A 22247-nucleotide genomic window follows, 5' to 3' on the forward strand; every position below is an offset into this window, starting at 1 on the left:
AGAGAGATGAATAACGATTTTAACACCACCCTCGCCGCGATGAGCGCGGAAGAAAAAGTGGCGCTGCTGACCGGCAGCGGCCTGTGGCGGACGGCCTCGCTGCCGCAGCACGGTATCGAAGATATCATTATGACCGACGGCACCTACGGCGTGCGCTACAGCAGCGCGCAGATTGATGGCCGGGAAAAGTGGAGCATGGATGATTTTATCTCGGTCATCACCCAAACCGCAGACCAGGCCAGCGCGGAAGAGCCCGCCGCGAAAGGGGGGAGTGAGGCGCTATTCAGCACTTCGCTACCGGCGACCTGCTTTCCTAATGGTTCCAGCCTGGCCTGCAGCTGGGACGTGGAGCTGGTGCATCAGATGGGGGAAGCGCTGGGGCGGGAGTGTCAGCAAATGGGCGTCGGGATTCTGCTCGGGCCGGGGATTAACATTCGCCGTACGCCGCTGGCCGGGCGAGGCTATGAATATTACGCCGAAGACCCGGTGGTCAGCGGCGATATTGCCGCTGCGCTGATCAACGGCCTGCAGCAGGAGGGGGTTGGTGCCAGCCTGAAACACTTTGCGGCGAACAACTCGGAGTACCGCCGCACGGAAATGGATTCGATTATTGAAGAACGGGCGCTGCGGGAAATCTATCTGGCGGGTTTCCAGCGCGCGATTGCGAAATCCCGGCCGTGGACGGTGATGTCTTCCTACAATCGTCTTAACGGCATGCAAACCTCCCAGGATCCGTTTTTGCTCACTCAGGTTTTGCGCGATGAGTGGGGATATGAAGGGCTGGTGATGTCCGACTGGTACGGTATTAAAGATCGCCCCGCATCGCTGATGGCGGGTAACGATCTGGCGATGCCCGAAACCCGCCGCGATAAACAAACTCTGCTGGCGGCGATTGAAGCCGGAGAGGTGCCGATGGAGGTGGTGGACCGCGCCTGTCTCCGCATGCTGGAACTGCTCGACAAGGTCCAGCGCCATCGCCGCCCGCAAACGCGAGCCGATTTTACGGCGCACCACGCGCTGGCGCAGCGGCTTGCCGGTGAATCCATTGTCTTGCTGAAAAATGAAGATAATCTGCTGCCGCTGCGTCCGGAGAAAACGCCGCGCGTCGCGGTGCTGGGTAAACCGGCTCAGGAGCCGGTGATCCAGGGGTCCGGATGCGCGACCACGGTGCCGTATCTGCTCGATCGGCCGCTGGATGAAATTTTCGACCTCGCCGGCGACGACTTCAGCGTCTCCTGGGCCGTAGGCGCGCCGGACGATCTGCGCTGCGATGAACAGGCGCTGGCGCAGGCCTGCCGCGTCGCGCAGGAGGCCGACGTGGCGGTGATCTTCGTCAGCACCGCCGTAGGCGAAGATGGCGAAAACGGCGATCGTCAGGATCTGCATATTCTGCCGGTGCACGAACGGTTAATTCGCGAAGTGGCGACGGTCCAGCCGAATATCGTGGTGGTGTTGGCGAATAGCGATGCGGTGGTGATGCCGTGGCTCGGCGAGTGCAAAGCGCTGCTGGAAACGTTCTTTGCCGGGCAAGGGATGGGGCGCGCGGTGGCGGAAATCCTCTTCGGCCAGCGTAACCCCTGCGGCAAACTGACGGTAACGGTACCTAATTCCCTGGAGGAAACGCCGGCCTGGCTGCACTATCCGGGCGAAAACCTGCGTCATCATTACGGAGAAGGGCTTTTTGTCGGCTATCGCTATTATGATAAACGTCGTATGACGCCGCAGTTTCCGTTTGGCTTTGGCTTAAGCTATACCCGGTTTGCGTACGATAATATCGCGCTGTCAGCCTGCCGTGCAGGCGCAGGCGAGACGCTTACCGTGTCGTTCGACCTGACCAACTGCGGAGAGTATGCGGGCAAAGAGATCTTCCAGCTGTACGTTAGCGCGCCGAAGGGGGAGCTGATTCGCGAAGTGCAGTCATTAAAAGCGTTCAGCAAAGTGGCGCTGGCCGCCGGAGAGACCCGTCGCGTGAGCCTGCAGCTGCCCATTGGCGAGCTGGCCTGCTATCATCCGGGCCTGGGTGATTGGGTCGTGACGCCGGGCATCTGGCAGGTTCGCGTCGGCGCCTCATCCCGGGATCTGCCGTTGATCGCGGAGATTGAGGTAGATTGTCCGCAGCGGTACGTCCCGCTGCGCGATGATAACTCTCTACAACAGCTGATCCAGCAGCCGGAGGCCTTTGCTCGCGTAGTGAAGCTGATTGCCGATAAGAGCCAGATGCCGGCGGAGCAGGTGCGTGAAAAACTGATTCGCCTGGCGCCGGATCTGTTCTGCGGGCTGCTGATTGCGCTGACCGAATTCCTGGCGCTGGATATCGAACGCGACGAGCTTAACGCCGTGCTGGCCGGCGCTCATCATTGCCAATGACAGGAGAGTGCGCATGTTTCCTTTTTCAGTGACTCACCCTCGCTCGGTCACCCAGAGCGGACGACAAACGGCGAACAGCGGCTACGAGCTGATTGCCTTTGACGCGGAGAAGCTGAACGTGTTTGCCGCGGAGGTTCGCTACTGCGAGCCTCACTGGCATCCGGCTCCGGAGCTGATTACCGTGCTGGCGGGGCGATTTACCCTCGTCGTCGGCCAGCAAAGCCTGGAGCTGGCGCAGGGAGACATGCTGTATATCAATGCCGAAGAGGTCCATTCGCTGAGCGCCGAGGAGGCGGGCAGCCAACTGCTCACCGTACAGTTTTCACCCGGCCTGTTTGATGAACTTCATCCCTCGCCGCAGCTGGACTGGAGTACCTGCGGACGACCTTACTCTCCGGCAGACAGCGAGGTACGCCAGCGGCTGGCGAAGCTACTGGAACAGCTGATCGATAACCACGCGCCGTTTCAGCGTATCGCGGCGATTTATCTGCTGCTGGATGCGGTCGTCTCCGCCGGAAAGCCGACGCGGCGGGCCGAAAGCTCGCTGCGCGACGAGGCGATGATCAAAAAAGGCATTGATTTTATCAATCAACACTTTGATCAGCCGCTGACGCTGAGCGAGGTCGCCTGCCATAGCGGGATGAGCTACTCCTGGTTCTCGCGGCTGTTCAAAAAGGTGAGCCGGTATAATTTTAAAGAGTATCTGACGCTGGTGCGGCTAAATAAAGCCCGCACCCTGTTGCGCGATACCCGCACCCCGATCACGGAGATTAGCCACAGCTGCGGCTTTCAGGAACACAAGTATCTGATCGCCGCCTTTAATAAATACTGCGGCGTCACGCCAACCGAATACCGCAAGCGCTTCGTCTCGCGGCAAAATATGCGCGAAAGCGAACTGGCGCTGGGGGAGGATTGCCTGTGCCTGCCGCTGAATCATGCGCTGCTCAAGCGGCTGACGGCTAGTAGTCGATCCCCATCTGCGCTTTGATTCCGGCGTCAAAGGCGTGCTTCACCGGGCGCAGCTCGCTGACGGTATCGGCCAGTTCGGTAATCTCACGGTGGCAGCCGCGGCCGGTAATAATCACCGTCTGGTGCGCCGGGCGGTTGCGCAGCGCGGTAAGCACCTCTTCCAGCGGCAGGTAATCATAAGCCACCATGTAGGTTAGCTCGTCCAGCAAAACGAGGTCGAGGCTTTCATCAGCCAGCATGCGGCGCCCGTGCTCCCAGACCGCGAGGCAGGCGGCGGTGTCGCTTTCGCGATCCTGCGTATTCCAGGTAAAACCGGTCGCCATCACCTGAAACTCAACGCCGTGCGGCTCAAGCAGGTTGCGCTCGCCGTTTGGCCAGGTACCTTTAATAAACTGCACGACGGCGGCTTTTTTACCGTGCCCGACGGCGCGGGTGACGGTGCCAAAAGCGGCGGTGGTTTTGCCTTTACCGTTGCCGGTAAAGACGATCACGATGCCGCGCTCTTCCTGCGCGGCGGCGACGCGAGCGTCAACTTTATCTTTTACCCGCTGCTGGCGTTCGCGGTGGCGTTCATCACTCATTGTGCGATTCCTGGTTTGCGGCCCGGCTGGGCGTCAAAGGTCATTCCCGTTTTGCGACGACTGTCGTCGCCCATCAGCCACAGGTAAACCGGCATGATATCAGCGGGGGTTTTCAATTTTTGCGGATCTTCCGTCGGGAACGCATTGGCGCGCATTTTGGTGCGCGTGCCGCCTGGGTTAATGCAGTTGACCCGCAGATGACGGTTCTGATACTCCTCGGCCAGCACCTGCATCATGCCCTCGGTGGCGAATTTCGACGCGGCGTACGCGCCCCAGTTCGCGCGTCCCTGGCGGCCGACGCTGGAAGAGGTAAAGACCAGCGAACCCGATTCGGATTTAAGTAATAAAGGAAGCAGCGCCTGGGTGAGCATAAAGGTGCCGTTCACGTTCACCTGCATCACCTGCTGCCATACTTCCGGCTTTTGTTGATCCATCGGGCACACGTCGCCCAACAGACCCGCGTTGTGCAGCACCCCGTCGAGGCGCGGGTAGTGGATGGCTATTTTCTGCGCCAGCTGCTGGCACTCCTGCGGCGTGCAGGTTAACAGGTCGAGAGTAAACCAGCGGGCGGGAATGCCGCCCGCCTGCTGAATTTCGTGCGCGACGCTGCGCAGCTTTTCTTCGTTGCGGCCGACCAGGATAACGCTGGCGCTATAGCGGGAATAGGTCAGGGCGGCTTCACGGCCAATGCCGTCGCTGGCGCCGGTAACCAGGATGATGCGGTCCTGTAACAGGTGACGTTGCGGTTGATAGTGCACGGCGACTCCTCGGGCGATCTGCTGACGATCGCGCTTGCTGTTCGGTATCTCACTTTTGCGCTTTATGCCTGAAAGCGCCCGCTATTGCAATCGGCGAAGCGGAAACTCTTCGCGGAATTAATATCTTGCAACGATTTCATCGTCGCTGAAAAAAACAGGAAGGCGCCTCGCGTGCGACACAAAGCACAAAGACTTCTCGCCGACGGCTGATGTACACTGTGCGCCAACGTCAGCGGTTTACACAAGGTGAAAACGTGGAATTACTTGCTCAATATGGCCTGTTTTTGGCCAAAATCGCGACCATCGTTGTCGCAATTGCGGTTATCGTCGCCATTATTGTTAACCTGACTCAGCGCAAAAAACAGCGCGGCGAGCTGCGGGTCACCAATCTTAGCGAGCAATATAAGGAGATGAAGGAAGAGCTGGCGGTTTCGTTGCTCGATGGGCCGCAGCAGAAGCTGTGGCATAAAGCGCAAAAGAAAAAGCTCAAGCAGGAAGCAAAGGCGTCAAAGGCGCGGGCGAAGCTCGGCACACCGGAGCCGGACGTCAAGCCGCGCGTTTGGGTGCTGGATTTTAAAGGCAGTATGGATGCCCATGAAGTCAGCAGCCTGCGCGAAGAAATCACCGCCGTTCTGGCGGCGGCAAAAGCGCGCGACCAGGTCGTCATTCGCCTTGAAAGCCCAGGCGGCGTGGTTCACGGTTACGGCCTGGCGGCTTCACAGCTGCAGCGCCTGCGCGACAAGCAGATCCCGTTAACGGTCGCGGTCGATAAAGTCGCGGCCAGCGGCGGCTATATGATGGCCTGCGTGGCGAACAAAATCGTCAGTGCACCCTTTGCTATCCTGGGCTCTATTGGCGTTGTGGCGCAAATTCCCAACATCAATCGCTTCCTGAAAAATAAAGATATCGACATTGAGCTGCATACGGCCGGGCAGTACAAACGCACCCTGACGATGCTGGGTGAAAATACCGAAGAAGGGCGGCAGAAATTTCGCGAAGACCTCAACGATACTCATCGGCTATTCAAAGATTTTGTCCACCAGATGCGCCCCGGGCTGGATATCGAGCAGGTAGCGACGGGTGAACACTGGTACGGCGTTCAGGCGCTGGAAAAAGGCCTTGTGGACGCGGTGGAAACCAGCGATGAACTTCTGCTGGGGCTGATGGATAAGCACGAGGTTATCAGCGTGCGCTATCAGCAGCGTAAGAAAATGCTCGAGCGGTTTACCGGCAGCGCGGCGGAAAGCGCCGATAAACTTCTGCTGCGCTGGTGGCAGCGCGGGCAAAAGCCGCTGATGTAAACAAACAACGCGAGGCTTCGGCCTCGCGTTGTTGTCATGGCCCTGCAGGCAGCGGTTAATCCGCCAGGTGGTACTTATCAGACAGCTCGTGTGCGAGGTATTTAAACATATTAAATACCGCCGTACTCTTCGCCGTTGGCAGACCCTGCTCGTCAAGATAGAACTCGCCGCTGAACACCAGCACGCCGTTACGCTGAACGACGTCGGTGGCCTCGATCCCGGCTAACGTATCTTCATGTTCGCGAATGAGTTTGTTGGCTTTTTCCAGAAGCGTCTGGCGATCGATGGGTTGGGTTGTACCTTGCATAAATGCCTCCTGTGTTTCTTCGCGGCTAGTCTACGCCGCGCGGCGGCGAGGGGCAAATTTTCCATTGATCTTGCAGGGGTAATCGCAGAAGCCTAATAAACATCAGTTTAGTGGCGGGATTTGCTTTTGCATGCTAATAAAGTTGCGTAACGAATTTTATCAGGTACAGTGTGACGCTTTCAGCGATCTGGCAACAGATTTGCTTGACATTCGGCCAAAAATTATTCGTGCTATGTCGCCTGGCGAGAAAAAGCCAGCAAACTCAGCTATCTGGTTTTATGGATGCGAAACCGGTGCAAGGGGTTGATATCCATCGATAACGACGCAACATAGGTTGTGACGTGTCGCCAGTGGATGGTGAATCAATGTGCGATGTATTCCTGGATGAATCAAATTAGGTAAAGGTGAATATGGGTAAAGCTCTCGTTATCGTTGAGTCCCCGGCAAAAGCCAAAACGATCAATAAGTATCTGGGTAATGACTACGTGGTTAAGTCCAGCGTCGGTCATATCCGCGATTTGCCGACCAGTGGCTCAGCTTCCAAAAAGAGCGCCGACTCTACCTCCACCAAAGGGGCTAAAAAGCCTAAGAAGGATGAACGCGGCGCTCTGGTCAACCGTATGGGCGTGGACCCGTGGCATGACTGGAATGCGCACTATGAAATACTCCCGGGTAAAGAAAAGGTCGTTTCTGAACTCAAACAGTTGGCGGAAAAAGCTGACCACATCTATCTCGCAACCGACCTTGACCGCGAAGGGGAAGCCATCGCATGGCACCTGCGGGAAGTTATCGGCGGTGATGAACAGCGCTATAGCCGCGTGGTGTTCAACGAGATCACGAAGAATGCGATTCGTCAGGCTTTCGAAAAGCCGGGCGAACTGAATATTGACCGTGTCAACGCTCAGCAGGCGCGCCGTTTTATGGATCGCGTGGTGGGCTACATGGTCTCTCCACTGCTGTGGAAAAAAATTGCCCGCGGTCTGTCAGCAGGCCGCGTCCAGTCGGTTGCGGTGCGTCTGGTGGTCGAGCGCGAGCGCGAAATTAAAGCGTTCGTTCCGGAAGAGTACTGGGAAGTTGACGCCAGCACCACGACCCCTGGCGGCGATGCGTTACCGCTGCAGGTCACGCATAACGGCGATAAGCCGTTCCGTCCGGTAAACCGTGATGAAACCATGGCGGCGGTCGCGCTGCTTGAGAAAGCCAGCTACAGCGTGCTGGAGCGTGAAGACAAGCCGACCAGCAGCAAGCCGGGCGCGCCATTTATCACCTCCACGCTGCAGCAGGCCGCCAGCACGCGTCTTGGCTTCGGCGTGAAGAAAACCATGATGATGGCGCAGCGTCTCTACGAAGCGGGCCACATTACCTATATGCGTACCGACTCGACGAACCTGAGCCAGGACGCGCTGAGCATGGTGCGCGGCTACATTGGCGACAACTTCGGTAAGAAATATCTGCCGGAGAGCGCGAATCAGTACGCCAGCAAAGAAAACTCGCAGGAAGCGCACGAGGCGATTCGTCCATCCGACGTCAACGTGCTGGCCGAAACGTTAAAAGATATGGAATCTGATGCGCAGAAACTGTATCAGCTGATCTGGCGCCAGTTTGTCGCCTGTCAGATGACGCCTGCGCAGTACGACTCCACCACGCTGACGGTGAAAGCCGGCGATTTCAAACTGAAAGCCCGCGGCCGTACCCTACGCTTTGACGGCTGGACCAAAGTAATGCCAGCTCTGCGTAAAGGCGATGAAGACCGTACTTTACCGATGGTCAATAAGGGCGACAGCCTGAGCCTGGTCGAGCTGACCCCTGCGCAGCACTTTACCAAGCCGCCGGCGCGTTTTAGCGAAGCTTCGCTGGTTAAAGAGCTGGAAAAACGCGGCATCGGCCGTCCGTCCACCTATGCGTCGATCATTTCGACCATTCAGGATCGCGGCTACGTGCGGGTGGAAAACCGCCGCTTCTATGCGGAAAAGATGGGCGAAATCGTCACCGATCGTCTGGAAGAGAACTTCCGCGATCTGATGAACTATGATTTCACCGCGCAGATGGAAGACCGCCTCGACCAGGTGGCTAACCATCAGGCCGAGTGGAAGCAGGTCCTCGACAGCTTCTTCGGAGACTTTACCTCGCAGCTGCAGACGGCAGAGAAAGATCCGGAAGAGGGCGGCATGCAGCCGAACCCAATGGTGCTGACCACCATCGACTGCCCAACCTGCGGGCGCAAGATGGGGATCCGTACCGCCAGCACCGGCGTATTCCTCGGCTGCTCGGGCTACGCGCTGTCGCCAAAAGAGCGCTGTAAAACCACCATTAACCTGGTGCCGGAAAACGAAGTGCTCAACGTGCTGGAAGGCGATGACGCTGAAACCAACGCGCTGCGCGCTAAACGCCGCTGTAAAAAATGCGGCACGGCGATGGACAGCTACCTCATCGATCCGAAGCGCAAGCTGCACGTCTGCGGTAATAACCCGACCTGCGATGGCTACGAGATCGAAGAGGGCGAGTTCCGCATCAAGGGCTATGACGGCCCGATCGTTGAGTGTGAAAAATGTGGCTCCGAAATGCACCTGAAGATGGGGCGTTTTGGTAAGTATATGGCCTGCACCAACGACGAGTGTAAAAACACCCGTAAGATCCTGCGTAACGGGGAAGTGGCGCCGCCGAAAGAAGATCCGGTGCCGCTGCCGGAGCTGCCGTGCGAGAAATCGGACGCTTACTTTGTTCTGCGCGATGGCGCGGCGGGCGTCTTCCTGGCCGCCAACACCTTCCCGAAATCGCGCGAAACCCGCGCGCCGCTGGTGGAAGAACTGTACCGCTTCCGCGACCGTCTGGCAGAGAAGCTGCGCTATCTGGCCGATGCGCCGCAGCAGGATCCGGAAGGCAACAAAACGATGGTGCGTTTTAGCCGTAAAACTAAGCAGCAGTACGTTGCCTCAGAGAAAGATGGCAAAGCCACCGGCTGGTCAGCTTTCTATATAGATGGCAAATGGACTGAAGCAAAGAAGTAACTGCTATCATCTGATAAAAGGGCCGCGCCGCGGCCCTTTTTTGACATCACATGTTGTTGATATCCAAGATATTACTCTGTTCCTCCTCTCGCCTTATAACCGCCTTATTATTTTTTGTTAGTATCTATACACTGTAGATATAAATGATATAGTGGTTATAGCTAATCCCTTTTTTATTATCTTATCGTCTTATACATCACCGTCATCAGGATACGTTGTGGCGCCAACACGGCGAGTCGCAGGGAGGTTCGGGCTAGCCCGTCCACCGCCAAGTGACCTGAGCGTAAAATGTATTAAGCGGGTTTATTTTACGTGCTATCGGATATCAGCCATGAAACTACAGCAGCTCCGCTATATCGTTGAGGTTGTTAACCATAATCTGAACGTCTCCTCCACGGCCGAAGGCCTGTACACCTCACAGCCGGGCATCAGCAAGCAGGTTCGCATGCTGGAGGATGAGCTGGGAATTCAGATTTTCGCCCGCAGCGGCAAACATTTGACCCAGGTCACGCCTGCAGGCCAGGAGATCATACGCATCGCTCGCGAGGTCCTGTCGAAGGTCGATGCGATAAAATCGGTAGCGGGTGAGCATACCTGGCCTGATAAGGGGTCGCTGTACGTAGCAACTACCCACACCCAGGCCCGCTACGCGCTACCGGGCGTTATCAAAGGCTTTATCGAACGCTATCCCCGCGTCTCCTTGCACATGCATCAGGGGTCGCCAACGCAAATCGCCGAGGCGGTGTCGAAAGGCAATGCTGACTTCGCTATCGCGACCGAAGCGCTTCATCTTTATGATGATTTGGTGATGCTGCCGTGCTACCACTGGAACCGCTCCGTGGTCGTCACGCCAGAGCATCCGCTGGCGTCGCGAGAGTCGGTATCGATTGAGGAGCTGGCGCAGTATCCGCTGGTGACTTACACCTTCGGCTTCACCGGCCGCTCCGAGCTGGATACCGCCTTTAATCGCGCCGGCTTAACGCCGCGCATCGTTTTCACCGCCACCGACGCCGATGTGATTAAAACCTACGTGCGTCTGGGCCTTGGGGTAGGGGTAATTGCCAGTATGGCGGTGGATCCGGTTTCCGACCCGGACCTGGTGAAGCTGGACGCCAATGGTATTTTCAGCCACAGCACCACGAAAATAGGTTTCCGTCGCAGTACCTTCTTGCGAAGCTATATGTATGATTTTATTCAGCGATTTGCGCCGCATCTGACCCGGGATGTGGTCGATACCGCCGTTGCCTTGCGCTCAAATGAAGATATTGAAGCGATGTTCAAAGATATTAAATTACCGGAAAAATAACCACAGAAAAAATAATGGCATCCTCTCGGGGATGCCAAAGCCTATAATGGCCTGAAATGGAATATCTAAACCTCGTCTGAATCACAATTTTTGTTAACTCCTCGTACCACATTTGCAAATATACCTGCCGCGATCAAATTAATGATGAAAGATATCTGCTGAAAAGCGAATTCACTGGATTAATAGTCAATCCATAATTAAGATTTATCTGTGGTTAGTAATTATTAGCGATTGGTGGTGAAAAAATGATTAGTGATATCGATTATATGAAGTTTGCGATGTCACAGGAACGTGACAAGACTGAGATAGATCCAGTTTTGAGAAGTAAGGCCTGGAGCGCCGTTATCCTTGGGCTTGCGATGTTCTGGAGCGTCATTGCTCTGGTTGTCTGCAACGTTTGGTTACTAAGCTAGAGCACCTTCCAGTCACAGCAGTTATGTTAGTTTTATGACAAGTGAATTATTGAGAATTATTTGTATCTGATAAAATAGCGGTAATAAGGAGGATATAATTTTTCCCTTTTTAGACTCGCTCGATAAATTTTCTCTATTGGACTAATCGCCAGAATAATGGCGATTAGTCTTTCTTTGTACTCGTGTACTAATACGACGCGCTCGCCGACGCAAACCTGACTTCTTCAATCCCTCTCAATATATCCGCCCTCATTATTCAAATTTCCTGTCTTAATGCGTTACGCCTATTTTAGCAATTTGGGTTGTTATCAAAATGTTACATCAAAGATGTGTTATCTTTAATAATGACCCTGAGGAGGATCAGGGGATGCTATCCCTAAGGTAAAGGAGGAGCTATGTCGTCAACCCTACGAGCAGCCAGTAAGGATACGCTCCAGGTTAAAGATAAAACCTGGCATTACTACAGCTTACCGCTGGCCGCTAAACAACTGGGCGATCTCTCGCGCTTGCCCAAATCGCTCAAAGTGCTACTGGAAAACCTGCTGCGCTGGCAGGACGGCGATTCCGTGACCGCTGAAGATATTCATGCCCTGGCCGGATGGCTGAAGCATGCCCATGCCGACAGGGAGATTGCCTACCGTCCGGCGCGCGTCCTGATGCAGGACTTTACCGGGGTTCCTGCCGTGGTGGACCTGGCGGCGATGCGCGAAGCGGTCAAACGCCTGGGCGGCGATACCGCCAAAGTGAACCCGCTTTCTCCTGTCGACCTGGTCATTGACCATTCGGTTACGGTAGACCGTTTCGGCGATGATGATGCCTTTGAAGAAAACGTCCGGCTTGAGATGGAGCGTAACCATGAGCGCTATGTCTTCTTACGTTGGGGACAACAGGCTTTCAGCCGCTTCAGCGTAGTACCGCCGGGTACCGGTATTTGCCACCAGGTAAACCTCGAATACCTTGGCCGGGCGGTGTGGAGCGAACAGCAAAACGGCGAGTGGGTGGCTTTCCCCGACACCCTGGTCGGCACCGATTCCCATACCACGATGATTAACGGTTTAGGCGTTCTGGGCTGGGGCGTCGGCGGTATCGAAGCGGAAGCCGCCATGCTCGGTCAGCCGGTTTCCATGCTGATCCCGGACGTTGTTGGCTTCAAGCTGAGCGGCAAGCTGCGTGAAGGCATTACCGCGACGGACCTGGTCCTGACGGTCACCCAAATGCTGCGTAAACACGGCGTTGTGGGTAAGTTTGTTGAATTCTACGGCGATGGCCTCGATTCTCTGCCGCTGGCGGACCGCGCGACGATTGCCAATATGTCGCCGGAGTATGGCGCGACCTGCGGCTTTTTCCCGATCGATGCGGTAACGCTTGACTATATGCGTCTGACCGGCCGCAGCGAAGAGCAGGTGGCGCTGGTAGAGGCCTATGCGAAAGCGCAGGGTATGTGGCGTCAGCCCGGAGATGAACCGGTATTCACCAGCACGCTGGCGCTGGATATGGGAACCGTTGAAGCCAGCCTGGCCGGGCCGAAACGCCCGCAGGACCGCGTAGCGCTCGGCGATGTGCCCCAGGCCTTTGCCGCCAGCACCGAGCTGGAAGTTAATCACGCGCAGAAAGATAAACGGCCAATTGACTACACGCTGAACGGACAGCAGTATTCGCTGCCTGACGGCGCGGTGGTGATTGCCGCCATTACCTCCTGTACTAACACGTCGAACCCCAGCGTCCTGATGGCCGCCGGCTTGCTGGCCAAAAAAGCCGTTGAGCGGGGGCTGAAGCCGCAGCCGTGGGTTAAAGCGTCGCTGGCTCCCGGGTCGAAGGTCGTTTCCGACTATCTGGCCCACGCAAAGCTGACGCCGTATCTTGATGAACTGGGCTTCAACCTGGTCGGCTATGGCTGTACCACCTGTATCGGTAACTCCGGACCGCTGCCGGACCCGATCGAGCGCGCAATCAAGCAGGGCGATCTGACCGTCGGGGCTGTGCTCTCCGGCAACCGCAACTTTGAAGGACGTATTCATCCGCTAGTAAAAACCAACTGGCTGGCGTCGCCGCCGCTGGTGGTTGCCTACGCCCTGGCGGGGAATATGAATCTCGACCTGACCCGTGAGCCGTTAGGGACGGGTAAAGATGGTCAGCCGGTGTATCTGAAGGATATCTGGCCGAGCGGAATCGAAGTCGCGCAGGCGGTAGAGCAAGTCTCAACGGAGATGTTCCGTAAAGAGTACGCCGAAGTGTTTGAAGGGACAGCCGAGTGGAAGGCGATTAAAGTGGATCGCTCTGATACCTACGACTGGCAGGATGATTCCACCTACATTCGCCTGTCGCCGTTCTTTGATGAGATGGGCGTTGAGCCTAAACCGGTAGAGGATATTCACGGCGCGCGCATTCTGGCCATGTTGGGCGACTCGGTTACCACCGACCATATCTCCCCGGCGGGCAGCATTAAAGCCGACAGCCCCGCGGGCCGTTATCTGCAAAATCACGGCGTCGAACGCATTGATTTTAACTCCTACGGCTCCCGTCGCGGCAACCATGAGGTGATGATGCGCGGGACGTTTGCCAATATTCGTATTCGTAACGAAATGGTCCCCGGCGTGGAAGGGGGGATGACCCGTCATCTTCCTGATAGCCAACCTATCGCTATTTACGATGCCGCTATGCTCTACAAAGCGGAGGGCACGCCGCTGGCGGTGATCGCAGGCAAAGAGTACGGTTCCGGCTCCAGCCGCGACTGGGCGGCTAAAGGACCGCGTTTGCTCGGCGTTAGGGTGGTGATTGCCGAGTCTTTCGAGCGTATCCACCGCTCCAACCTGATTGGAATGGGGATTTTACCGCTGGAATTCCCGCAGGGGGTGACGCGTAAAACGCTGGGACTGAGCGGCGAGGAGCGGATAGATATCAGCAACCTGCAGGCTCTGCAGCCCGGTATGACGGTGCCGGTCACGCTGACGCGTGCGGATGGCCGGCAGGAAGTGATTGAATGCCGCTGCCGCATCGATACCGCGACTGAGCTGACCTACTATCAGAACGACGGTATTTTGCACTATGTGATCCGCAATATGCTGTAAACCCGCGTCTGATATAAAAGGGGCCAGCACAGGCTGGCCCTTCATTTTTCAACGGAATTACTTGCTCAGCAGGTGCCCCATTTTGGCAGCCTTAGTATCCAGATAGTGGGCATTTTTCGGGTTGCGTCCCACAATCAGCGGCACGCGTTCCACAATGTTAATTCCCGCTTCAGTCAGAATTTCGACCTTCTTCGGGTTGTTGGTCAACAGGCGTACCTGGTCGACGTTGAGCAGCTTAAACATATCTGCGCACAGCGTGAAGTCGCGTTCATCGGCGGCAAAGCCCAGCTGATGGTTGGCTTCCACGGTGTCATAGCCTTGATCCTGTAACGCGTAGGCGCGGATTTTGTTCAGCAGACCGATATTGCGCCCTTCCTGGCGGTGATACAGCAGAATGCCGCGCCCCTCTTCGGCAATATGCGACAACGCCGCTTCCAGTTGAAATCCGCAATCACAGCGCAGGCTAAAAAGGGCGTCGCCCGTTAAACACTCAGAGTGTACGCGAGCCAGAACCGGGGATTGCCCCGAAATATCGCCAAATACCAGCGCGACGTGATCCTGCCCGGTTGCCAGTTCTTCAAAACCCACCATGAGAAAATCGCCCCATGGGGTTGGCAGTTTGGCTTCTGCCACACGTTTAAGCTGCATGTGATTCTCCAGATTCTATCAGCACCTGACTGTGCTTCTGTTTGCCGCTATTTTGCCACAATGGCGCGACGTTCTCCTAATTGCGTAGGGTTACCTGCGCGCAAAGCGCACAAACGAACTACTTTCCGTTATGATATTGAGGTTAATGAATAAGGAGACGAGATGCTGTTGATTGCCAGACGAACCGCCGTTGGCGCGGCCCTGTTATTAATCATGCCTGCTGCGATCTGGATTTCGGGCTGGAAATGGCATCCCGGGCTGTCGGCAGGGACGATGAAGCTGCTGTACTGGGTGACCGAAACGGTGACGCAGCCATGGGGCATCATTACGCACGTTATCTTATGCGCCTGGTTTCTGTGGTGCCTGCGTTTTCGTCTGCGAGCGGCGATAATGCTGTTTCTCATTCTGGCCGCAGCGATACTGGTTGGGCAGGGAATGAAGACGTGGATTAAAGGCCGCGTTCAGGAGCCTCGTCCCTTTGTCATCTGGCTGGAGCAGACGCAGCAGGTGCCGGTCACGCAATTCTACGCGTTGAAACGCAAAGAACGCGCTAAACTGGTGCATGAGCAGCTGGCGCAAGAGCAGCAAATCCCCGGATTTTTGCGCAAGCACTGGCAAAAAGAGACCGGCTTCGCTTTCCCATCTGGCCATACGATGTTCGCTGCCAGCTGGGCGCTGCTCGGCGTTGGTTTGCTGTGGCCGCGGCGTCGCTGGGTCACCCTGGCGCTGCTGCTAACGTGGGCGACGGCGGTGATGGGCAGCCGCCTGGCGCTGGGCATGCACTGGCCGCAGGATCTGATCGTCGCAACGCTGATTTCCTGGCTGCTGGTGACCCTGGCGACCTGGCTTGCCCAGCGGTTCTGCGGCCCGCTATCGCCGCCGGGAGAAGAGGCGCAGGATATTAAAAAAAGGGCGGCAGCGCCGGAATAATGTTGATATTACCCCTGTCAGGCCGCATATCCTGTACTGGTGTCATGCATTTCCATTTCACCGCTGCGGCGAAAATGGTACTTTATAGGGCTGAACGCGGGATTTTTTCGCGCAACCCACAGAACGGGAAGTCATGTGAAATATTTTCTTATTTTCTTACTGGTGTTAGCCATCTTCGTCATTTCAGTGACGCTGGGCGCGCAGAATGACCAGGTGGTCACGTTCAACTATCTCCTCGCGCAGGGTGAGTTCCGTATTTCGACGCTGCTGGCCGTGCTTTTTGCTGCCGGTTTTGCTATCGGCTGGCTGATCTGCGGTCTTTTCTGGCTACGCGTTCGCGTCTCTCTGGCGCGCGCTGAGCGTAAAATTAAGCGTCTGGAGCATCAGATCGCGCCAGCCAGCGCTACGCCTGCGGAAGCCGGTGTTCCTGCGGTGAAGGAATAATCATTTATGCTGGAGTTGTTGTTTCTGCTTTTGCCCGTTGCCGCAGCGTATGGCTGGTACATGGGGCGCAGAAGTGCACAACAGTCCAAACAGGACGATGCGAGCCGTCTGTCGCGTGACTACGTTACAGGGGTCAACTTCCTGCTGAGCAATCAGCAGGATAAAGCCGTCGATCTGTTCCTCGATATGCTGAAAGAGGATACCGGCACCGTCGAAGCCCATCTGACGTTGGGCAACCTGTTCCGCTCGCGCGGTGAAGTTGACCGCGCTATCCGCATCCACCAGAGCTTAATGGAAAGCGCCTCGCTGACTTACGACCAGCGCCTGCTGGCGGTTCAGCAGCTGGGGCGCGATTATATGGCCGCCGGGCTCTACGATCGGGCGGAGGGAATGTTCAAACAGCTGGTGGATGAAACGGATTTTCGCCTGAGCGCCCTACAGCAGCTGCTGCAAATTTATCAGGCAACCAGCGACTGGCAGTCGGCGATAGAAGTGGCCGAGCGTCTGGTTAAGCTGGGGAAAGAGAAACATCGCGGCGAAATCGCCAATTTCTGGTGTGAACTGGCGCTGCAGCAAATGGCGGGCAACGATCTGGATAAGGCGATGGCGCTGCTGAAAAAAGGCGCCGCGGCGGATCGCAACAGCGCTCGCGTCTCCATCATGATGGGTCGGGTATGGATGGAGAAGGGCGACTATGCCAAAGCGGTAGAGAGCCTGGAGCGGGTGATTGAGCAGGATAAAGAACTGGTGGGTGAAACCCTGGAGATGCTGCAAACCTGTTACCAGCAGTTAGGGAAAACCGACGAGTGGGAAGCATTTTTGCGCCGCTGCGCGGAGGAAAATACCGGCGCGACGGCCGATCTGATGCTGGCGCAGATCCTCGAACAGCGGGAAGGGGTTGACGCCGCGCAAAACTACGTGACTCGCCAGCTGGAGCGTCATCCGACGATGCGCGTTTTCCATAAGCTAATTGATTACCACATCAATGAAGCCGAAGAGGGGCGCGCGAAGGAGAGCCTGGGCGTGCTGCGCCACATGGTGGGCGAGCAGGTCCGCAGCAAGCCGCGCTACCGCTGCCAGAAATGCGGCTTTACCGCCCATACGCTGTACTGGCACTGTCCATCCTGCCGGTCGTGGTCAACCATTAAGCCCATTCGCGGACTCGACGGGCAGTAATTTTAAAAAAAAGCCGCACTTTAGTTACAACATACTTATGGATTATTATGTCCGTCTCCTCCGGCTACGGCTATTAAGGCGTCCGGCAGGGAGGGAAATGCAGCCTGTTATTTTCGGCTTATCGCAGGTAGAATGCTGCCCGTTTACCTTTTTTGCGCCGAACCGGCGCTCATCAACAATTAAGGTCCGGTCATGACGTCTACTGCTACATCTTCTTCCCGCGTTGTCACATCCTCTCCCATCGTCGTTGCTCTCGATTATGATAACCGTGATAAAGCGCTGGCGTTTGTCGACCGTATCGACCCGCGCGACTGCCGGCTCAAGGTTGGTAAAGAGATGTTCACCCTGCTGGGGCCGCAGTTTGTTCGCGACCTGCACCAACGCGGTTTTGAGATTTTCCTCGATCTAAAGTTTCACGATATCCCGAATACCACGGCGCGTGCGGTCGCCGCAGCGGCAGAGCTTGGCGTCTGGATGGTTAACGTTCATGCCTCCGGCGGCGCGCGTATGATGACCGCCGCACGTGAGGCCCTGCTGCCCTTCGGAAAAGATGCGCCGCTATTAATTGCGGTAACGGTGTTAACCAGCATGGAAGCCAGCGATCTGCAGGATCTGGGCATTACGCTTTCTCCGGCGGACCACGCCGCGAAGCTGGCGGCGCTGACCCAGCGCTGCGGGCTGGATGGCGTTGTCTGTTCGGCGCAGGAGGCGGTTCGCTTTAAACAAGAGCTGGGCCAGGCGTTCAAGCTGGTGACGCCTGGCATTCGTCCGCAAGGTAGCGACGCGGGTGACCAGCGGCGCATTATGACGCCGGAACAGGCGCAGGCGGCGGGGGTAGATTACATGGTGATTGGTCGTCCGGTAACGCAGTCTGCCGATCCGGCCGCCACTCTGCGCGGTATCAACGCATCGTTGAATAAGGGGGTATGATGAGCGATTCCAACAGTCGTCTGGTTTATTCAACGGACAGCGGTCGTATTGATGAGCCCAAAGCGGTACAGGCGCGTCCGAAAGGGGACGGTATCGTACGTATCCAGCGCCAGACCAGCGGACGCAAGGGGAAGGGCGTGTGTCTGATTAGCGGAATAGATGAAAGTGACGACGCGCTGGCTAAGCTGGCTGCCGAGCTGAAAAAGAAATGCGGCTGCGGCGGGGCGGTAAAAGATGGCGTGATTGAGATTCAGGGCGATAAGCGTGACTTGCTCAAATCGCTTCTGGAAGCCAAAGGCATGAAGGTTAAGCTGGCTGGCGGTTGATTAATAATAAGGCCACGATAAATATCGTGGCCTTTATTTTTGTGCTGGTGTACTGGTCAGCAAATATAAACTTTCATTTTATTGTTCGTGGTTAATATTATTTACCCACCTGGTGGCCGATAATCCCGCCGACTGCCGCGCCGCCGAGGGTACCCAGGGTGCTGCCGTCCGTTAATACCGCACCGCCCAGTGCACCGGCACCTGCGCCGATAGCGGTGTTACGGTCGCGTTTAGACCAGTTAGAACAAGCGCTCAGAGACATTGCAACAGTGACGGCCAGAACCACAGCGGCCATTTTTTTGTTCATTGAAGTCATCATTTTTTTCTCCTGAATAATCTATTCATGGATACAACTTCCCTTAAGCATAGCTTGTTACGCCAGCCCGGGGGGTATTCCATGAAGCTTTAGTTGCGCAGGTGTTGCTCTATTCACGCAGGTGATAGTTACTTCCTGTTATATCGCTAACATTAATTCTACTTTCTATAAATTTTTCAGGCAGGTAAAAAGTCTGAATTCAGGTGTCAGAAAAGTCTCAGACCAGGGCGATGCCGGGGAGAGCCCGGCAAAGCGGCGGTAAGGCAGAAATAAGGATCAGGGATGGTTAACGATATCGACGGCTAAACCGCACTGGGTTAACTGGTTGCGCACTGCATCATTGAGATTATCATCGGTGATAATGCGATTGAAGCGCCCTATCGGGCCGAGCGGATAGGGATGAACCACGTTGAATTTCGAGCTATCGCTGAGCACAATCGCTTCACAGCCCTTTTCAAGCACCGCGTTGACCACGTCAGCACGCATCATATCCCGTCCGGTAAATCCGGTTTCAGCCTGCCAGCCGTCAATGCCAATAAAGGCCTTGCTGAAGTGGACCTGCTGAATAAACTGGCGGGTTAGCGGACCCACCATGCTTTCACTGCGCTTTTGATAGATTCCGCCCAGCAGGATGACTTCTCCGGGCGTCTCTTTCAGCAGATGCGCAATATAGCTGCTGACGGTGATGATAGTGATATCGCCGCGTTCGGCAAGTGTACGGGCGAGCAGGGCGTTGCAGCTCCCGTTTTCGATAAACACCGTTTCCCCGGACGAAACGAGCGTAGCGGCCCGCGCAGCCAGCTCTCGCTTAATGGCGAAGTTGGTCATCATGCGGGTTTCCACATCTTCACTATCCAGCGGAACGGCGAAGCCGTGGGTACGCCGCAGGTAGCTCTGTTTCTCGAGTGAATTCAGATCCTGGCGAATGGTGACTTCAGAGACACCGGTCATCTTCGCGAGATCGGCCACGCTCATACGGCCTTTATCGATGACCATTTGCAAAATACTTTGTTGTCGGGCGTTCATAGCAACTTCGCAGTTAAGGGCTATTTGGGCGCGATCGGCCCTGGATGGCCGATGGCGACGATGAAGATTATCAAATTTCCCACGGCGCTTTAGGCTGACCGGGTTTATTTTCCTGCTCGTCGCTGGAAAGCGCCTGCAGTTCAGCTTTCAGAATTTCCAGATTATGGATTGCGGAGTGATAATCCCCGGCAACCAGAATATCCAGCACGGTATCGATTCGTTGGGCGAGCAGGCGGGCATTCAGATCTGACATGGCGTTATCCTGGTTACAAATGTGAATAAAATCAATGATGCTAAAAACGGATGAAAAAGAGAAGCGAAAAAAACGCACAAACTAACTCATCTACAATGATTCGTGGGCAACGCGCAGAAAAACAACGGGAAGGGCTAAAATGCGGCTCCATATAAGGGAGCCGCACAGGTGAACTATCAGGCGGCTGGACGCGCAATCACGCTACGGGTTTCCATGCGCACTTCGGCAATCGTGACGTCGATAACATCCGTGACTTTGTAGACGACTTCGCCTTTGATCTGCACGGTGCCGTTTTCCTGGCTGCACACCAGTTCATCGCGCACGGCGTGAAGGAACGGCGCCGGGATAAAGGCAACCGCGCCGTTATCAACCAGACGCACGCGCATGCCGCCGCGGCTGACATCGATAATCTCAGCTGCAAACCGGGTAGTGGTGCCGGCCTGCGGATTCAGATAGCGGGCGTACAGCCAGTCTCCAACATCGCGCTCCGCCATGCGGTTGAGGCGACGGCGTTCAGCCATTTGGATCGCAACGTCATCCTGCGGACGGGAGATCGCTTCCCCTTTGATAATTGCTTTCAGCAGACGATGGTTAATCATATCGCCGTACTTACGGATCGGGGAAGTCCAGGTCGCATAGGCCTCAAGACCCAGGCCGAAGTGCGGGCCCGGCTCGGTGCTGATTTCCGCAAACGACTGGAAGCGACGAATACGGCTATCGAGGAAACCAGACGGCTGCGCGTCCAGCTCGCGACGCAGCTTGCAGAAGCCTTCCAGCGTCAGCACTTCCACCGGGTCAACGTGCACATCGTGAGTCTTCAGTAAGGCCGCGAGCTGCTCGGTGTTGGCCGGATCGAAACCGGTGTGGACGTTATAAACGCCGAAACCGAGTTTGTCGCGCAGCACGCGGGCGGCACAGATGTTGGCGGCAATCATTGACTCTTCAACGATGCGGTTGGCGATACGACGCGGTTCGGCGACGATATCCAGCACTTCGCCCTTGTCGCCAAGCACAAAGCGGTAATCCGGGCGGTCCTTGAATACCAGCGCGTGGTTTTTACGCCATTCGCTACGACGCAGGCAGGCCTCCTGCAGCAGCTTAATTTGCTGGGCGATAGTCTCGCTTCCCGGCTGCCAGCCACCGTTATTTTCCAGCCAGTCGGAAACATCATCGTAGGCCAGCTTCGCTTTCGACTCGATGGTCGCCGCGAAGAACTGAATATCATCTTCGATGGTGCCGTCATCCGCGAGGATCATGCGGCAGGCCAGAACCGGGCGAACCTCGTTGGGGCGCAGAGAGCAGAGGTCGTCCGAGAGCTCGCGCGGCAGCATCGGAATGTTGAAGCCCGGCAGATAGTTGGTAAAGGCGCGAATTTTCGCCGTGTTGTCCAGCTTGCTGCCTTCGGCAATCCACGCGGTCGGATCGGCGATAGCGACGGTCAGATGCAGCTTGCCGTCAGCGGTTTGCTCAACGTACAGCGCATCGTCCATATCTTCGGTGCTGGCGCTGTCGATGGTCACGAAAGCCAGGGCCGTTAAATCACGGCGTTCCAGACCTTCATCAAGCATCTCGGTCGCCACGCCGTCCGGCGCTTCTTTTTCCAGATTATGACGCGCCAGGGTGACCCACCATGGAACGAAATGATCGTCGCCGTAGGTAATGTACTGGGTGAGCTCAGCGTAGAAACCGCGGTCGCCTTTCAGCGGATGACGGCGCATTTCGGCAACGGCCCAGTCACCCTCTTTAAAATCATGCTCTACGCCGCGCGCGGCGCGGCAAGGAATGGCATCTTTCAGCAGCGGATGGTCAGGAACGATGGAAAGACGATCGTCTTTCTTATGAACTTTGCCGACAAAACGCGTCAGGAACGGCTCAACCAGTTCTTCAGGCTCAGCGCTTTCGCGTTCCTTTTCAGTATTGACCACGGCGATAATACGATCGCCATGCATCACTTTTTTCATTTGCGGCGGCGGAATGAAATAGCTTTTCTGCGAGTCGACTTCGAGGAAGCCAAATCCTTTTTCCGTCCCCTTAACGACCCCTTCAACGCGCGGAGTCTGGGAATGCAGTTGCTGTTTAAGCTGCGCTAGCAGCGGGTTGTCCTGAAACATAATTTCGTA

At 56.1% G+C, this 22247-nt stretch carries 20 protein-coding genes; 12 read left to right on the forward strand and 8 right to left on the reverse strand.

Going from position 1 to position 22247, the window contains the following annotated elements; translation table 11 throughout:
• Positions 1-6 precede the first annotated feature (6 nt).
• Complete coding sequence (locus ABLU88_RS01050; protein WP_275050494.1) at positions 7-2367, forward strand: glycoside hydrolase family 3 C-terminal domain-containing protein; 2361 nt, start codon at positions 7-9, stop codon at positions 2365-2367.
• Between the two features lie 13 nt (positions 2368-2380).
• Complete coding sequence (locus ABLU88_RS01055) at positions 2381-3355, forward strand: AraC family transcriptional regulator (protein WP_275050493.1); 975 nt, start codon at positions 2381-2383, stop codon at positions 3353-3355.
• Here the strand turns inward: ABLU88_RS01055 and cobO are convergent.
• Both cobO and ABLU88_RS01065 read right to left on the reverse strand, forming a co-directional pair.
• A complete protein-coding gene (cobO, locus tag ABLU88_RS01060; protein ID WP_004850148.1) occupies positions 3327-3917 on the reverse strand; it encodes a cob(I)yrinic acid a,c-diamide adenosyltransferase in 591 nt (196 codons plus the stop codon). The genes ABLU88_RS01055 and cobO overlap by 29 nt on opposite strands.
• Positions 3914-4675 carry a YciK family oxidoreductase gene (locus ABLU88_RS01065; protein ID WP_014229011.1) on the reverse strand — a complete coding sequence of 254 codons (762 nt, stop codon included), beginning with the start codon at positions 4673-4675 and terminating at the stop codon, positions 3914-3916. Before ABLU88_RS01065 ends, cobO begins: the two co-directional genes overlap by 4 nt.
• 254 nt (positions 4676-4929) lie before the next feature.
• Here ABLU88_RS01065 and sohB point away from each other — a divergent pair, with 254 nt between their 5' ends.
• A complete protein-coding gene (sohB, locus tag ABLU88_RS01070; protein ID WP_025106986.1) occupies positions 4930-5976 on the forward strand; it encodes a protease SohB in 1047 nt (348 codons plus the stop codon).
• A 55-nt stretch (positions 5977-6031) separates the two neighbouring features.
• Here the strand turns inward: sohB and ABLU88_RS01075 are convergent, their stop codons facing one another.
• Entirely contained in the window at positions 6032-6283 is a 252-nt protein-coding gene (locus ABLU88_RS01075) for a YciN family protein (protein ID WP_004101388.1), read from the reverse strand.
• 410 nt (positions 6284-6693) lie between these two features.
• On the opposite strand from ABLU88_RS01075, the gene topA reads away from it, so the two are divergent.
• The 4 genes from topA (at position 6694) to acnA (ending at position 14078) form a co-directional block, all read left to right on the forward strand.
• The gene (topA, locus tag ABLU88_RS01080; RefSeq protein ID WP_014229012.1) at positions 6694-9291 is read left to right on the forward strand and encodes a type I DNA topoisomerase; all 2598 of its coding nucleotides are present in this window, start codon (positions 6694-6696) and stop codon (positions 9289-9291) included.
• A 331-nt stretch (positions 9292-9622) separates the two neighbouring features.
• Positions 9623-10597 (forward strand): HTH-type transcriptional regulator CysB, encoded by a 975-nt coding sequence (gene cysB / locus ABLU88_RS01085; protein WP_004121248.1) that lies wholly within the window; start codon positions 9623-9625, stop codon positions 10595-10597.
• A 245-nt stretch (positions 10598-10842) separates the two neighbouring features.
• Positions 10843-11010 carry a YmiA family putative membrane protein gene (locus ABLU88_RS01090; RefSeq protein WP_004121247.1) on the forward strand — a complete coding sequence of 56 codons (168 nt, stop codon included), beginning with the start codon at positions 10843-10845 and terminating at the stop codon, positions 11008-11010.
• Positions 11011-11405: 395 nt separating this feature from the next.
• Positions 11406-14078: an aconitate hydratase AcnA gene (acnA, locus tag ABLU88_RS01095; protein WP_025106987.1), complete on the forward strand. Its 2673-nt coding sequence runs from the start codon at positions 11406-11408 to the stop codon at positions 14076-14078.
• Between the two features lie 57 nt (positions 14079-14135).
• Here the strand turns inward: acnA and ribA are convergent, their stop codons facing one another.
• Positions 14136-14726 (reverse strand): GTP cyclohydrolase II, encoded by a 591-nt coding sequence (ribA, locus tag ABLU88_RS01100; RefSeq protein WP_004121245.1) that lies wholly within the window; start codon positions 14724-14726, stop codon positions 14136-14138.
• Between the two features lie 162 nt (positions 14727-14888).
• Here ribA and pgpB point away from each other — a divergent pair, with 162 nt between their 5' ends.
• From pgpB to yciH, 5 genes are all read left to right on the forward strand, one after another.
• Complete coding sequence (gene pgpB, locus ABLU88_RS01105; protein WP_025106988.1) at positions 14889-15656, forward strand: phosphatidylglycerophosphatase B; 768 nt, start codon at positions 14889-14891, stop codon at positions 15654-15656.
• Between the two features lie 135 nt (positions 15657-15791).
• Entirely contained in the window at positions 15792-16100 is a 309-nt protein-coding gene (locus ABLU88_RS01110; protein WP_014229014.1) for a LapA family protein, read from the forward strand.
• A 6-nt stretch (positions 16101-16106) separates the two neighbouring features.
• Positions 16107-17276: a lipopolysaccharide assembly protein LapB gene (gene lapB, locus ABLU88_RS01115; protein ID WP_004850164.1), complete on the forward strand. Its 1170-nt coding sequence runs from the start codon at positions 16107-16109 to the stop codon at positions 17274-17276.
• 192 nt (positions 17277-17468) lie between these two features.
• A complete protein-coding gene (pyrF, locus tag ABLU88_RS01120; protein WP_014229016.1) occupies positions 17469-18206 on the forward strand; it encodes an orotidine-5'-phosphate decarboxylase in 738 nt (245 codons plus the stop codon).
• Positions 18206-18532 carry a stress response translation initiation inhibitor YciH gene (gene yciH / locus ABLU88_RS01125; protein ID WP_014229017.1) on the forward strand — a complete coding sequence of 109 codons (327 nt, stop codon included), beginning with the start codon at positions 18206-18208 and terminating at the stop codon, positions 18530-18532. Before pyrF ends, yciH begins: the two co-directional genes overlap by 1 nt.
• A gap of 97 nt (positions 18533-18629) precedes the next feature.
• Here yciH and osmB read toward each other — a convergent pair whose 3' ends face one another.
• From osmB to ABLU88_RS01145, 4 genes are all read right to left on the reverse strand, one after another.
• Positions 18630-18848, reverse strand: a complete 219-nt coding sequence (osmB, locus tag ABLU88_RS01130) for an osmotically-inducible lipoprotein OsmB (protein WP_004139496.1) — start codon at positions 18846-18848, stop codon at positions 18630-18632.
• A 276-nt stretch (positions 18849-19124) separates the two neighbouring features.
• Positions 19125-19874, reverse strand: coding sequence for a DNA-binding transcriptional regulator YciT (locus ABLU88_RS01135; RefSeq protein WP_014229018.1), 750 nt, complete (start codon positions 19872-19874; stop codon positions 19125-19127).
• Between the two features lie 70 nt (positions 19875-19944).
• Positions 19945-20127, reverse strand: coding sequence for a hypothetical protein (locus tag ABLU88_RS01140; RefSeq protein ID WP_004121231.1), 183 nt, complete (start codon positions 20125-20127; stop codon positions 19945-19947).
• A gap of 176 nt (positions 20128-20303) precedes the next feature.
• Complete coding sequence (locus ABLU88_RS01145) at positions 20304-22238, reverse strand: exoribonuclease II (protein WP_032749434.1); 1935 nt, start codon at positions 22236-22238, stop codon at positions 20304-20306.
• Between the last annotated feature and the right edge of the window lie 9 nt (positions 22239-22247).

Source organism: Klebsiella sp. GW_Kp182, from assembly GCF_040062275.1.
Taxonomy (GTDB): Bacteria; Pseudomonadota; Gammaproteobacteria; order Enterobacterales; family Enterobacteriaceae; genus Klebsiella; species Klebsiella michiganensis.